This is a genomic window from Enterobacter cloacae complex sp. 342H5 (assembly GCF_050030905.1).
Taxonomy (GTDB): domain Bacteria; phylum Pseudomonadota; class Gammaproteobacteria; order Enterobacterales; family Enterobacteriaceae; genus Enterobacter; species Enterobacter intestinihominis.
Map to the genome: position 1 here is coordinate 67,502 of NZ_JBLGVB010000002.1, position 13,438 is coordinate 80,939.

The window sequence follows — 13,438 nt, forward strand, 5'->3', positions numbered from 1 at the left end:
GGTGGCTACGGCTGTTGCCGTCAGCCACGTTGTTCTGGCAATTCACAGCTGTCCGGCCCGCAGCGGCGATGTGCTGGCGAGATGAAATCCCAGACCGACACCCCAACCATCAAGGCCAGGCCGACATAGAGCAGTCCACCGCTCTGCCAGCCGTAAGCCCGCATTAAAAACACCGCTGCCAGCACCAAGATCGGGCCTATCGTGCCGAGCGCCGTGCGTCGCCACTGTCGATGATTGAGCCAAGCGATAGCATTGGCGAGTAACGCGATGCCGGCGAACATCGGCAGCAGGATGCCAATGAATAGCCCCTCGTACTGGCTCAAGAAGCCCAGTCCGATGGCCGCGCCAAAGCTGGCGATGGCAGGAAAACAGGCGGCGCAGCCCATCGCGGAAACGACGCTGCCGAGCGCGCCGGTTTTGCCAGCGATGCGCGTGATGAGTCCCATGTGTCGCTCCCGAGTTCGGTTAACGGATCAGCGTTTGAGGCTGGACGGATAGCCCGCGTCCTCGGTCGCCTTGGTCAACTTCTGGACGTTGGTCTTGGCATCGTCGAAGGTGACGACGGCCTGGCGCTTGTCGAAACTTACGTCGGTCTTGCTCACGCCCTCAACCTTGGAAAGCGCGTGCTTGACAGTGATCGGGCAAGAGGCGCAGGTCATGCCAGGCACGGACAGCGTGACGGTCTGGGTGGCGGCCCACACGGGGGCAACAACGGCAGCGAGGGCGAGGGCGGCAAACAGTTTTTTCATGATGAACTCCTGTGATTAATAGAAAAATGGCATGACGTAGGGAAATCCGAGCGAGACCAGGACCAGCGCGGCCACGATCCAGAAAATGAGCTTGTAAGTAGCTCGCACTTGGGGAATCGCGCAGACCTCACCCGGTTTGCAGGCTTGCGCCGGGCGGTAGATGCGCCGCCAGGCGAAAAACAGCGCGACCAGCGCTGCGCCGATGAAGATCGGGCGATAGGGTTCCAGCACCGTCAGGTTGCCGATCCATGCCCCGCTGAACCCCAAGGCGATCAAAACCAGCGGCCCCAGGCAGCAGGCCGACGCAAGAATGGCGGCCAGCCCACCGGCGAAGAGCGCGCCGCGCCCGTTTTGTGGTTCAGACTTTTGTGGTTCAGACTTTTGTGGTTCAGACTTTTGTGGTTCAGACATACGCTTGTCCTTTCAAATTTGGTTTGGATAGCTTAAGCTTACTTCCGTAGTTATGTACGGAGTCAAGCGATATGCAAATTAATTTTGAGAATCTGACCATTGGCGTTTTTGCCAAGGCGGCCGGGGTCAATGTGGAGACCATCCGGTTCTACCAGCGCAAGGGCCTGCTGCCGGAGCCAGACAAGCCCTATGGCAGCATTCGCCGCTATGGCGAGGCGGATGTAACACGAGTGCGGTTCGTGAAATCGGCCCAGCGGCTGGGCTTTAGCCTGGACGAAATCGCCGAGCTACTGCGGCTGGAGGATGGCACCCATTGCGAGGAAGCCAGCGGCCTGGCCGAGCACAAGCTCAAGGATGTGCGCGAGAAGATGGCCGACTTGGCACGCATGGAGGCCGTGCTGTCTGAACTGGTGTGCGCCTGCCATGCGCGGAAAGGGAACGTTTCCTGCCCGCTGATTGCGTCACTGCAAGACGGAACGAAGCTCGCTGCATCGGCGCGGGGGAGTCACGGGGTGACTACGCCTTAGCGTGCTTTATTTTCCGAATTCTGAGACGACCCCTGTGTGTTGAAAGACAAGATGAGAACCATGATGTGTACGTAGGTAAATTCATCCAGTTACATGTAGCCGCTAATAAGAGCCTTAAGATCGTCGAAATGGGCGATGTGAAACTGGTGGCCATAACCAGCTCGATTCCTACCACTTTTAATGGTGGGATAAAGAGATACAAAGGGGTTACGTATGTGTCACTTTCCCAAACAGCTCAAACCACTATCGACTTCCCGAAGCGTATCTACAAAGAGGGCCAGGAATGTACTTCTGTCACCAGTCCTGACCAAGGTCCTTTCGCCCGGGATGTTAGGTTGAATTGCTACGGGCGATGTGTTGTCACCGGCGTAAGGTCCCCCTGGCGTACTGAGGCCGCGCACTTAACGCCACGTCATGAAGAAGGCATTCCCGACGTAACGAACGGAATTTTACTTCGCCGTGATATCCATACACTGTTCGACAATGACCATTGCGCCATAAACCCTGACACTATGAAAATTTACTTCAGCCGGGAGGCCCGGGAGTTGGATGATGATCTCCTGAAATGGCATGGGAATGAGATAGAGACGACACGCATGCAGGTTCCGGTTAACATCGAAAACCTTCGGATACGATGGCAAAAATTTAAGGCTAAGGATCGTCAGCGTAAATAAAGCCATAAGCTGAACCACGGCGAGGATTAGTCTTGTTCACTAAATGACAGCGAGAGATTAAATGCAAACCCAAAAAGATATTACAGTTGGCCAGATCTGGGAAGAAGTGGATCCAAGACTGATCCGGAAAGTGCGAGTTGTTGAGGTGGCCTCGTTAGAAGGGCCCAAAGGCATCCTAATCGAAAACGTGGAGTCTGGTCGTAAGAACTGGGCGTCGTCATCCCGCTTTAATGGAAAGCGTGGAGGGTATCGTCTTATTTCCTGAAGGTTTTGCCAATATGGGAAACTGAAGAGGTTGAAACCATCCCGGTGAGGGAGCATATCTGGTAAAGAAGAGTCTTTAAAAAGGTTTTACGCGACCTGGGATAATAAACGGGAAAACGATACCCAAAAAAAGAATACAGCGATGATAACGATAAGGAATGGTAAGGGCTTCAATATTTTGAGAAATGACCTGGCTTACTTTGCATCTGCATTTCTAATCAAACTGTCCACATAGGGATCACAGCTCTTAGGTTCTGAATTTTTCATATGTTCTGTACCTGAAATTGATTCCGTATGAGAAAAGGCCACCGAAGTGGCCTCTATCAAAACTGGTGGCAAAAGTTAGATCAGGAAATCATCAAGACTTTTACCGGCTGCAATTTGTTCTGCCAGAGCTTTGGGGGTACGGCCCTGTCCAGTCCACGTTTTTGTTTCGCCATTTTCATCAGTAAATGAGTATTTGGCCGGGCGTGGTTCACGGCTTTTCTTGGTAGCCGTAGATTTGGCCTGGAATGAGCCAAGCAGCTCTTCCGGGTTGATACCATCTTCTTCCATTAACTTACGCAGGGCGTCAAGTTTCTCCTGACGAGCTTGCAGTTCGGCAGCTTTGGATGATTCTTCCTGACGACGCTCATCAACAATGACATTAAGCTTTTCGAGGATTTCCTCAAGTACTTCTAAAGGCAGCTCGCGGCCCTGGGCGCGAAGAGTACGAATATTGTTTAACGATTTGAGTGCTTCAGACATACGACCTCACTTTCTAATTCTTTGATAAGGATTTACTTAATCATAATACACTCTATAAGGAAAAAGATGCCAGCTTTATGTCTTCAGGTACAAAGATATCTTGCTAAGAATACTCCTTATCTTCCTTGTGCAGACTGTTTCGTGCTTTCGATGTTGTTCATGAGTCTTAAAATCTGCTCACTGTTTAGGGTACTCATGCTGTAAATCATCAAGAAGGAAGCGCAGAACAACATAAGCAATCGGAAAAGGAAACCATGCCAGTGACAGGCCATATATGGCGGAGATAAACATAGGGTAATTTAACTCACTTACAAAATTCGCTTCATTGTATTGTTGAATCGAAATGGCAGAAGCAAAAATTATAATTAAAGTAAGAAAAATCCACTCTAGCCATCTCTTTTTATAACAAGCATAAGCGAAAGCTGTAGGGTAAAAAATAAAGCAAAAAATTCCAGCTGCAATTACGTTCATAAAAGTAACTTTCCTGATAGCGCAGTTATTTTTCGAATGCAGCATCATGAACAACTGCCATAACATTGATGATTGGCTTTCTTTTTCTGAAGAACCTTCCGCGCGGCAAAGTTTCTCCCGCTTTGAGACGATAAAGCCAGAAAACATAAGCCGGAGGAACATTGCTGTCAAAAATATCTGAACAAGTTTGAACTGTGATGCCTACTGTATTGTCTTTCCTCATCTCTTTAAAAGTGCCTTGCAATGCAGCGGATAACGTCATTTTTAAGAAACCTTTTTCTGTTTGAACGGATAGACTTGACTTAGCTGGCTTGACTGTAATGTTTGCCACTAAAGATCCCTCGTTCTGAGGATGCAGGCACTACAAAGTTACCGTCAGGTCTAATCATACGAGTTTGGATGAAATTTTTGCCGGATTTGGTTTTTTCAACCTGGTGCTCGATCTTCCATTCTTCTTTGACGGGACCGGATGACAAATGAACTAGAACCGGTACTTTTTTACGTGTTCTATCCAGAACAATACAATTTGATTTATCCGTATCAACGCTTCCCTGAAGAGTATTCAAAGAGCAATTATCATATCCCTCAACCGGAACTGCATTACCTTGGATATCAATTTTGAATCCTCCAGCTATTACAATTTCGGGTGCATTATCATTTAAAGTCTCGTCATAGGCAGCATCAACTACATCGCAAGCAGTAAGAGTAAGTGACGATGCCACAGCAAGACACAATAAAGAAAATCTGTTTTTGAGCATATTTGAGACCTTTTATAAAAATAAAATAACAGGAGAATTGTATCATTAACAGTCTAGTTCTAACGACTACCACTTTTAAGTATGTATTGAGCCAGTTTTATATTCAGGCACACCATATTGCACTCTAGCTCTTTCATCATCCTAGAAGAACTCTTAATTAAGTATTCTTCAAGTGGGCCAGCATATGCCCCTGATGTCACGATCGTTAGTTGCGTAAGAGGATGAGTCAAACTCTCAATGCCCTTCAGGATGTCATTCTGGACAGCAGAAATATAAACAGGCGAAGCCGCAATCAAATATTCATCATTCGGACTGGACTGCATTAACTGGCTTATAGTTGCGCAACGGTTATGCTTTCCTAGTGATTTTGTGATGGCTTTCCACCAGAGATCATGCCTGAATGGTACTTGATGAAATGTCGCCTCGTAAGAGGGCACCCGATCTCGACTATTTAAAAACCCCATCCCGGCAGAGATTATCCACAACTCCAGATTTCTGGTTGAGTTTAAAATTTCCTTTGCCGTAGACCAGTGATTACCTGAATACAAGGACAATGCCGGTACCGCCTGATTACTTCTGGCGTCGTCTACAATGTTACTCCAGGCATATGCTGCGTCGTCCGGGGTTTGTTTTGGATCTATGTCCAATGTCGGCCAGACGTGGCCCTGATGATTCTTGCCCTTTGTACAGGAAGTGATTAAGTGTACTGAGCGTTCAGAGAACATTATCTTCCTTACATACCCATAGAACAGCTTTCTAAGAACGGTGGGCTCGCCTGAAAATTACAAATCAGCCCCTTTCACGGCATCATTTTGATTCTTCGCGTCTGCCCCCAGTAAGATGACCGGTTTTCTGCATGACAGTGTTATTCCTAACAAACGCAACACAAAACCACGCCAGCCAGAGCAAATTTTTTCATTTGCTGCGTAAAGCCTATTGTTTTCTCTTTTAAGCTTCGCCCACTCGTTACAGAGGGTAACATCATCAAGCGCTGTTATATGCTTCGCCTCACCTTCGACGATAACGGTATGGATACCGTATGCTGTAAATCTCATACTATTTTCCAGAACCCAGTTGCGGTATTCGTTGAGTCCACCTTCGGAACCGGTAGCTCTGCGCCACATTTCAATTTGCTTGTGTGATGGGTCAAGTGTACTTGTCATTGAAGCCTCGTCTCAGCGATAACGCTTGAAATAGCCCGCTTTGGTCAAAATGAAATTAGCCATCTGACTGGCGATTTGATTGTATCTTACTCATAGTGCCCAACCTATAGGTTAAAAAGGGGCATTTTCGCTTTATAGCGTGTTCAACATCATCAATCATCCCAAGAAAGGCTGGCTTATTAAGCCGGTCCATCATTTTCTGTATATCTCTCATCAATTTTTATATCCGGCCTGAAGTGCACCGTTCAAGCACACCGATCAGGCAGTTAGTCACTAGTTAACTCTTTACTAGAGACTAAATTCCATTGATTTACGTGACAACGTCACGTCATTAAGGTTTGCAAATGCCTAATTTTCATACTATGGGATTTAATTAGGAGTAAATCCCACAGGTTTACATAAAGCTGACATTTAAAAGTGTTAAAAATCAATCAGATAGAAAGAAAAGGCTCTCCGGAAGAACTCTTCTCATTATTTCGCCGCCCGGGGTTATTGCTGACAGATCTGAAAGTGCTAATATGTTAGTCATTAGTAATTAGTAAAGCCTTTACTAAACGCGTTTCTACGTAAATTCTATTGGTTTTAGAGGGTCCTACTGTCCGAAGACAATAAAGTTGTACACAAAGCACTAAAGTTGTAACCATTCTCAAAAAACGACGCTAATGTTGTATGCTTACTGAATGTGTGGTTATAGGGTTGGAGACTATAAAATGCACATATAGGTACGTATCAATGTCGTTTTTTGGGTACGATCATGGGTAGGGGTAGGCGTCTCAAATCCTATTTGGATTATGAAAATGCGCTAGGTGACGGCATAGGAGTGGGCTATGGCCAAAGTTATCAGCCCTGGCTTAGAGCTCAGGACGTTAAATCCCGTGGAAACCGTTCGATAGTCTTTGGCCTTAAGACGTTTCGAAACCATCATCATGGGGTTTGAGGGCCAATGATGTAAAAAACCACGCTAAGGAGATAATTCATTGTTTAAATTGAGATTTAACGGCCTCAATTCCCCCTTCATAATATCCTCCGGTAGTGTGAACGTATAATGTCCCAGCATGTTGATATGACCGTGCATCAGAGGCGAAAGCCGCGCGATATGTTCATCCTCTGGCCCTTCCCCGATGCTGCGCAGGTGCGACAAGGCTTCCTGCATATAAAGCGTATTCCACAGCACCACTGCGTTTGTCACCAGACCCAGCGCACCCAACTGATCTTCCTGCCCCTCGCGGTAACGTTTTCTGATCTCGCCACGCTGACCGTAGCAGATGGCTCTTGCAACGGCATGGCGGCCTTCACCCCGGTTCAACTGTGTTAGGATCCGGCGACGATAGTCCTCATCATCAATATAGTTGAGAAGATACAGTGTCTTGTTAACTCTTCCGACCTCCATTATTGCCTGAGCAAGCCCTGACGGTCGGGTACTTCTCAATAGCGATCGAATGAGTTCTGACGCATGAATAGTGCCCAGCTTCAGCGAACCGGCAACCCGCATCATCTCATCCCAGTGGCTTTCGATTTTAGAAAGGTCAACACAACCCCGCGCCAGTTTGTCCAACGCCCCGTAATTCGCTGCTTTGTCGGCCCGCCAGAACACAGCCTCACCCGCATCCGCCAGACGAGGTGAAAATTGGTATCCCAGTAGCCAGAACAGGCCAAAGATAATGTCACTGGTACCTGCTGTGTCCGTCATGATTTCAACCGGGTTTAGTCCCGTTTGTTGCTCAAGTAGCCCTTCCAGCACAAAGATGGAATCCCGCAGTGTTCCAGGAATCACTATGCCATGAAAACCCGAATATTGGTCAGAGACAAAGTTGTACCAGGTGATGCCGCGCCCTGAACCAAAGTATTTTCTGTTGGGGCCAGAATTCACCGTTTTCACTGGCGTGACAAAACGCATACCATCAGCGGAGGCTACCTCCCCGCCCCCCAGTATCCTGCCAACGCTAACGAGGACTGAAAATCAACCAGCCGCGCATTGGCGCTAACCAGCGTTTCTGCTCGGATGTAGTTCTGTTTCACCCAGCTCAGACGATGGCGAGTCAGTGCAGGGATATTGTGCTTGATCAGCGGCTCATGTCCGATATTGCAGGCCTCAGCCAGCATCACCGCACACAGGCTTATATGCAGATCCTGCGCACGGGCACCTGACTCGCTGACATGGCTGAATTCACGGGTGAAGCCAGTTCTGGCGTCAATCTCGAGCAACAGTTCTGTCAGGTCAACGGGTGGAAGCAATTGTCTGACTCGGCTGCTCAGTTGTATCAGCGCCGGTGGTTCATCCAATTTATCCAGGCTGCTGATGGTCAGCGAAGGATGTTTACCTTCATTGCAGATGTCCACGGCGGTATTGCGATCAAAACGTGATGCCACCGTTTTCCAGGTTTCATCTAACTGAGCGGCCAATTGCTCCGATGCTTTACTGCCATTAGTGGGGTGACCCAATGCCCGGCAGACTGGAACCCGCTGCGCCTGCCATTCCTCCCCCTGAAGAAGTTTTTGGCGCGGATCACCCCAACGATCGCTGTTTTCCAACCAGATGTCACGACGGCGTAGCGCATCCTGAAGTCGCTCCAGCAGACACAACGAGTAACCTGCTCGCTGTATCCGACCGTCAGCATCGTACACCAGGCGTTTCCAAGGGCCTGAAATGATATGTTCAGGTGCATCGTCCAGGATCCGTTTTTTCGAGCCGTTTAGCTCTGCCAGGTAATGGATGGCAGCCAAGGTATGTTCACCGTCTGGGGCCGCACGGAAGTGCAGATCGCGCAGTAGTGCGGGCAAAAAACGCCTTACCCGTCCGTATTGCTCCACCATTTCATCCTGAAAGTTTGTATCCTGGGGGCGGGCCAGTTCATTCACTTTTTCCACGGACTCTGCCAGTCTGGCGACAGACACACTGCTGAATATGGTCTTTCGCAGCAAATCATCGGCGGTATCTTCATCAAGTAAAAGTGCGCATGCCCGCGCCAGCAGCAACGCCGCGCGGTCAAGATCCTTGAGCGTCCTAAGTCGCTTTTTCTGCCCGGTTTTCTTCGCCTCCCGGGTAATATTGAGGATCAGCATATCCAGCACGTCAACGGCCTCGTCCAGCGCCGAGATTTCTTGCGCTTTCACGAATGCGGTAAGGATCGCCAGCCGCCGTTCTTCTGGCATTCTGCTGATATATTTCACCGATGCCATTCCGGCATAGCGTGCCAGATTGCGGAGCTGTATGGCGGGCAGCCCAGTGAAATTCAGACAGGAAAACTCCAGGCTGCGCAGGCGAGTGTAACGTTCAAGTGCTTCAGTGAACGCGGGGCCGCTGATAGTGACAGGGCCTCTTTTTAGGTGCTCCATCACTGAGAGTCGCTGTCCTTCGGGGATTTCAAGTAACCCAGCCAGTTGTGCGGTCTGCCAACGGTTTGGCAGCGCGGCCAATTTTCGCCACAAGCGGCGGGTCGCACGCTCACGGATTTCACCAATGACTCTCGTCAGGGTGGATGCGGCTGGCAACAACACTTTATTTTGAAGCAACCACGCGGTGGCAAAATCGAACATCAGTCCGGGGCGTTCATTACTGAGCCATGCACGGGTATACAGCAATCGCTTCAGTCTGAACGACCACGGGAAATCACCGAAATCATGATAGCTATAGTGCTGCCTGATAAGCCCGTGGTGCTCCCAACGTGTGTTTTCCCTTTGAGCATAGCGGGAAATGATCTCTGGATAGCGGATGTTAAGTTGCCTTGCGACATAAAACTGGACACCGGGCGGTATTTGCATGAGATCGGACAAGAAGGTTCCCAGAAAGCGGGCAGTTGTGAGTTGAAGGGCAATTCCCAACCGGTTATGCCTGCCCCTACGCAGGTTGATGAAAGGGCACTGTTGCAAAGTTAGCGATGAGGCAGCCTTTTGTCTTATTCAAAGGCCTTACATTTCAAAAACTCTGCTTACCAGGCGCATTTCGCCCAGGGGATCACCATAATAAAATGCTGAGGCCTGGCCTTTGCGTAGTGCACGCATCACCTCAATACCTTTGATGGTGGCGTAAGCCGTCTTCATGGATTTAAATCCCAGCGTGGCGCCGATTATCCGTTTCAGTTTGCCATGATCGCATTCAATCACGTTGTTCCGGTACTTAATCTGTCGGTGTTCAACGTCAGACGGGCACCGGCCTTCGCGTTTGAGCAGAGCAAGCGCGCGACCATAGGCGGGCGCTTTATCCGTGTTGATGAATCGCGGGATCTGCCACTTCTTCACGTTGTTGAGGATTTTACCCAGAAACCGGTATGCAGCTTTGCTGTTACGACGGGAGGAGAGATAAAAATCGACAGTGCGGCCCCGGCTGTCGACGGCCCGGTACAGATACGCCCAGCGGCCATTGACCTTCACGTAGGTTTCATCCATGTGCCACGGGCAAAGATCGGAAGGGTTACGCCAGTACCAGCGCAGCCGTTTTTCCATTTCAGGCGCATAACGCTGAACCCAGCGGTAAATCGTGGAGTGATCGACATTCACTCCGCGTTCAGCCAGCATCTCCTGCAGCTCACGGTAACTGATGCCGTATTTGCAGTACCAGCGTACGGCCCACAGAATGATGTCACGCTGAAAATGCCGGCCTTTGAATGGGTTCATGTGCAGCTCCATCAGCAAAAGGGGATGATAAGTTTATCACCACCGACTATTTGCAACAGTGCCCGTTTTATCGGTAGTCGTCGAGCTCTGCACCATCCCACATAAGAGCTTAACGGTGCGATCTTCAACGCCATCACACAAAACTTTCTTTTTCACGCACAGTCAACTTATTGGATGTTTTATTAACAACCCAAAAGGAGATATTTAGCGGGCGGCCGGAAGGTGAATGCTAGGCATGATCTAACCCTCGGTCTCTGGCGTCGCGACTGCGAAATTTCGCGAGGGTTTCCGAGAAGGTGATTGCGCTTCGCAGATCTCCAGGCGCGTGGGTGCGGACGTAGTCAGCGCCATTGCCGATCGCGTGAAGTTCCGCCGCAAGGCTCGCTGGACCCAGATCCTTTACAGGAAGGCCAACGGTGGCGCCCAAGAAGGATTTCCGCGACACCGAGACCAATAGCGGAAGCCCCAACGCCGACTTCAGCTTTTGAAGGTTCGACAGCACGTGCAGCGATGTTTCCGGTGCGGGGCTCAAGAAAAATCCCATCCCCGGATCGAGGATGAGCCGGTCGGCAGCGACCCCGCTCCGTCGCAAGGCGGAAACCCGCGCCTCGAAGAACCGCACAATCTCGTCGAGCGCGTCTTCGGGTCGAAGGTGACCGGTGCGGGTGGCGATGCCATCCCGCTGCGCTGAGTGCATAACCACCAGCCTGCAGTCCGCCTCAGCAATATCGGGATAGAGCGCAGGGTCAGGAAATCCTTGGATATCGTTCAGGTAGCCCACGCCGCGCTTGAGCGCATAGCGCTGGGTTTCCGGTTGGAAGCTGTCGATTGAAACACGGTGCATCTGATCGGACAGGGCGTCTAAGAGCGGCGCAATACGTCTGATCTCATCGGCCGGCGATACAGGCCTCGCGTCCGGATGGCTGGCGGCCGGTCCGACATCCACGACGTCTGATCCGACTCGCAGCATTTCGATCGCCGCGGTGACAGCGCCGGCGGGGTCTAGCCGCCGGCTCTCATCGAAGAAGGAGTCCTCGGTGAGATTCAGAATGCCGAACACCGTCACCATGGCGTCGGCCTCCGCAGCGACTTCCACGATGGGGATCGGGCGAGCAAAAAGGCAGCAATTATGAGCCCCATACCTACAAAGCCCCACGCATCAAGCTTTTGCCCATGAAGCAACCAGGCAATGGCTGTAATTATGACGACGCCGAGTCCCGACCAGACTGCATAAGCAACACCGACAGGGATGGATTTCAGAACCAGAGAAAGAAAATAAAATGCGATGCCATAACCGATTATGACAACGGCGGAAGGGGCAAGCTTAGTAAAGCCCTCGCTAGATTTTAATGCGGATGTTGCGATTACTTCGCCAACTATTGCGATAACAAGAAAAAGCCAGCCTTTCATGATATATCTCCCAATTTGTGTAGGGCTTATTATGCACGCTTAAAAATAATAAAAGCAGACTTGACCTGATAGTTTGGCTGTGAGCAATTATGTGCTTAGTGCATCTAACGCCGGAGTTAAGCCGCCGCGCGTAGCGCGGTCGGCTTGAACGAATTGTTAGACATCATTTACCAACTGACTTGATGATCTCGCCTTTCACAAAGCGAATAAATTCTTCCAAGTGATCTGCGCGTGAGGCCAAGTGATCTTCTTTTTGTCCCAGATAAGCTTGCTTAGCTTCAAGTAAGACGGGCTGATACTGGGCAGGTAGGCGTTTTATTGCCCAGTCGGCAGCGACATCCTTCGGCGCGATTTTGCCGGTTATTGCGCTGTACCAAATGCGGGACAACGTAAGCACTACATTTCGCTCATCGCCGGCCCAGTCGGGCTGCGAGTTCCATAGCTTCAAGGTTTCCCTCAGCGCCTCGAATAGATCCTGTTCAGGAACCGGGTCAAAGAATTCCTCCGCTGCCGGACCTACCAAGGCAACGCTATGTTCTCTTGCTTTTGTAAGCAGGATAGCTAGATCAATGTCGATCATGGCTGGCTCGAAGATACCCGCAAGAATGTCATTGCGCTGCCATTCTCCAAATTGCAGCTCGCGCTTAGCCGGATAACGCCACGGGATGATGTCGTCATGCACGACAAGGGTGACTTCTATAGCGCGGAGCGTCTCGCTCTCGCCAGGGAAAGCCGAAGCCTCCATAAGGTCATTGAGCAATGCTCGCCGCGTCGTTTCATCAAGCTTTACGGCCACAGTAACCAACAAATCAATATCGCTGTATGGCTTCAGGCCGCCATCCACTGCGGAGCCGTACAAATGCACGGCCAGCAACGTTGATTCCAGATGGCGCTCAATGACGCTTAGCACCTCTGATAGTTGGTTCGAAATTTCGATGGTCACCGCTACCCTCATGATGTCTAACACCTGAGTTAAGCCGCGCCGCGAAGCGGCGTCGGCTTGGACGAATTGTTAGGCCGCATATCGCGACCTGAAAGCGGCACGCAAGACCTCAACCTTTTCCGCCCCGAGTGAGGTGCATGCGAGCCTGTAGGACTCTATGTGCTTTGTAGGCCAGTCCACTGGTGGTACTTCATCGGCATAGTAAAAGTAATCCCAGATGATCGCCTCCCAGCTGTTACAACGGGCTGGCCGCCCGGCGATGACGCCCTCAGCCGCCTCTGGGCACGAGCCCTGCGGAGCCTCCGCGATTTCATACGCTTCGTCTGCCCACCAAGCAGGTTCGCAGTCAAGTAACTCATCCCCGATCTCCGCTAAGAATCCATAGTCCAACTCCTCCATGACGCGCCCGCCGAGCATTTCAACTATTGCCTCGAGCTCGCCGCGCCTCTCGCCGGGAAACGTCAGATCAATATCATCGTGCTTGCGTGTTACACGCCCTAGCCGTGCATCGATCGCCCAGCCCCCACCGATCCAGAGCGGCAGATTTCGCTCATCTGCCGCAGCTAGAATTTTGTGTATCAATGTGACCTGCGTTGTGTCCATGCGGCCTAACTTTGTTTTAGGGCGACTGCCCTGCTGCGTAACATCGTTGCTGCTCCATAACATCAAACATCGACCCACGGCGTAACGCGCTTGCTGCTTGGATG

The 13,438-nt window shown here is 50.6% G+C and carries 16 protein-coding genes and 3 pseudogenes; 4 read left to right on the plus strand and 15 right to left on the minus strand.

The window, feature by feature from the left end; translation table 11 throughout:
- Nucleotides 1-20 precede the first annotated feature (20 nt).
- Genes merC through merT form a run of 3 tightly spaced genes read right to left on the minus strand, consistent with a single transcriptional unit; the run spans nucleotide 21 to nucleotide 1,160 of the window.
- A complete protein-coding gene (gene merC / locus ACQG03_RS22160) occupies nucleotides 21-446 on the minus strand; it encodes an organomercurial transporter MerC (RefSeq protein WP_000522996.1) in 426 nt (141 codons plus the stop codon).
- A 27-nt stretch (nucleotides 447-473) separates the two neighbouring features.
- The gene (gene merP / locus ACQG03_RS22165; protein ID WP_000732275.1) at nucleotides 474-749 is read right to left on the minus strand and encodes a mercury resistance system periplasmic binding protein MerP; all 276 of its coding nucleotides are present in this window, start codon (nucleotides 747-749) and stop codon (nucleotides 474-476) included.
- Between the two features lie 15 nt (nucleotides 750-764).
- The gene (gene merT, locus ACQG03_RS22170; RefSeq protein ID WP_001294653.1) at nucleotides 765-1,160 is read right to left on the minus strand and encodes a mercuric ion transporter MerT; all 396 of its coding nucleotides are present in this window, start codon (nucleotides 1,158-1,160) and stop codon (nucleotides 765-767) included.
- Nucleotides 1,161-1,231: 71 nt separating this feature from the next.
- On the opposite strand from merT, the gene merR reads away from it, so the two are divergent.
- The 3 genes from merR (at nucleotide 1,232) to ACQG03_RS22185 (ending at nucleotide 2,626) form a co-directional block, all read left to right on the plus strand.
- Nucleotides 1,232-1,687: an Hg(II)-responsive transcriptional regulator gene (merR, locus tag ACQG03_RS22175; RefSeq protein ID WP_001166628.1), complete on the plus strand. Its 456-nt coding sequence runs from the start codon at nucleotides 1,232-1,234 to the stop codon at nucleotides 1,685-1,687.
- Between the two features lie 65 nt (nucleotides 1,688-1,752).
- Nucleotides 1,753-2,361 (plus strand): HNH endonuclease signature motif containing protein, encoded by a 609-nt coding sequence (locus ACQG03_RS22180; protein WP_000289256.1) that lies wholly within the window; start codon nucleotides 1,753-1,755, stop codon nucleotides 2,359-2,361.
- Nucleotides 2,362-2,422: 61 nt separating this feature from the next.
- Complete coding sequence (locus tag ACQG03_RS22185) at nucleotides 2,423-2,626, plus strand: hypothetical protein (protein WP_001194554.1); 204 nt, start codon at nucleotides 2,423-2,425, stop codon at nucleotides 2,624-2,626.
- A 341-nt stretch (nucleotides 2,627-2,967) separates the two neighbouring features.
- Here ACQG03_RS22185 and ACQG03_RS22190 read toward each other — a convergent pair whose 3' ends face one another.
- From ACQG03_RS22190 to ACQG03_RS22215, 6 genes are all read right to left on the minus strand, one after another.
- On the minus strand, nucleotides 2,968-3,372 hold the full coding sequence (locus ACQG03_RS22190) for an H-NS family nucleoid-associated regulatory protein (protein WP_001287391.1): 405 nt from the start codon (nucleotides 3,370-3,372) through the stop codon (nucleotides 2,968-2,970).
- 177 nt (nucleotides 3,373-3,549) lie between these two features.
- The gene (locus ACQG03_RS22195) at nucleotides 3,550-3,843 is read right to left on the minus strand and encodes a hypothetical protein (RefSeq protein WP_001100635.1); all 294 of its coding nucleotides are present in this window, start codon (nucleotides 3,841-3,843) and stop codon (nucleotides 3,550-3,552) included.
- 25 nt (nucleotides 3,844-3,868) lie between these two features.
- On the minus strand, nucleotides 3,869-4,174 hold the full coding sequence (locus ACQG03_RS22200; protein WP_223152485.1) for a hypothetical protein: 306 nt from the start codon (nucleotides 4,172-4,174) through the stop codon (nucleotides 3,869-3,871).
- Nucleotides 4,146-4,601, minus strand: a complete 456-nt coding sequence (locus ACQG03_RS22205) for a hypothetical protein (RefSeq protein WP_000916941.1) — start codon at nucleotides 4,599-4,601, stop codon at nucleotides 4,146-4,148. Before ACQG03_RS22205 ends, ACQG03_RS22200 begins: the two co-directional genes overlap by 29 nt.
- 59 nt (nucleotides 4,602-4,660) lie before the next feature.
- The gene (locus ACQG03_RS22210) at nucleotides 4,661-5,326 is read right to left on the minus strand and encodes a hypothetical protein (protein WP_001447900.1); all 666 of its coding nucleotides are present in this window, start codon (nucleotides 5,324-5,326) and stop codon (nucleotides 4,661-4,663) included.
- Nucleotides 5,327-5,383: 57 nt separating this feature from the next.
- Complete coding sequence (locus tag ACQG03_RS22215; RefSeq protein WP_001371925.1) at nucleotides 5,384-5,764, minus strand: hypothetical protein; 381 nt, start codon at nucleotides 5,762-5,764, stop codon at nucleotides 5,384-5,386.
- A gap of 754 nt (nucleotides 5,765-6,518) precedes the next feature.
- Here ACQG03_RS22215 and ACQG03_RS22220 point away from each other — a divergent pair.
- A pseudogene (locus ACQG03_RS22220) lies at nucleotides 6,519-6,689 on the plus strand (TnsA endonuclease N-terminal domain-containing protein); the annotation flags it as partial.
- A 36-nt stretch (nucleotides 6,690-6,725) separates the two neighbouring features.
- Here the strand turns inward: ACQG03_RS22220 and ACQG03_RS22225 are convergent.
- From ACQG03_RS22225 to aadB, 6 genes and pseudogenes are all read right to left on the minus strand, one after another.
- A pseudogene (locus tag ACQG03_RS22225) lies at nucleotides 6,726-9,619 on the minus strand (Tn3 family transposase); the annotation flags it as partial.
- Between the two features lie 54 nt (nucleotides 9,620-9,673).
- Nucleotides 9,674-10,378: an IS6-like element IS26 family transposase gene (locus tag ACQG03_RS22230; protein ID WP_001067855.1), complete on the minus strand. Its 705-nt coding sequence runs from the start codon at nucleotides 10,376-10,378 to the stop codon at nucleotides 9,674-9,676.
- 229 nt (nucleotides 10,379-10,607) lie between these two features.
- Nucleotides 10,608-11,447, minus strand: a complete 840-nt coding sequence (gene sul1, locus ACQG03_RS22235) for a sulfonamide-resistant dihydropteroate synthase Sul1 (protein ID WP_000259031.1) — start codon at nucleotides 11,445-11,447, stop codon at nucleotides 10,608-10,610.
- Nucleotides 11,441-11,788, minus strand: a complete 348-nt coding sequence (locus tag ACQG03_RS22240) for a quaternary ammonium compound efflux SMR transporter QacE delta 1 (protein ID WP_000679427.1) — start codon at nucleotides 11,786-11,788, stop codon at nucleotides 11,441-11,443. Before ACQG03_RS22240 ends, sul1 begins: the two co-directional genes overlap by 7 nt.
- Nucleotides 11,789-11,904: 116 nt before the next feature.
- Nucleotides 11,905-12,743 (minus strand): annotated as a pseudogene (locus tag ACQG03_RS22245) (AadA family aminoglycoside 3''-O-nucleotidyltransferase).
- Between the two features lie 57 nt (nucleotides 12,744-12,800).
- The gene (gene aadB, locus ACQG03_RS22250; RefSeq protein WP_426726158.1) at nucleotides 12,801-13,334 is read right to left on the minus strand and encodes an aminoglycoside nucleotidyltransferase ANT(2'')-Ia; all 534 of its coding nucleotides are present in this window, start codon (nucleotides 13,332-13,334) and stop codon (nucleotides 12,801-12,803) included.
- Nucleotides 13,335-13,438: the final 104 nt, after the last annotated feature.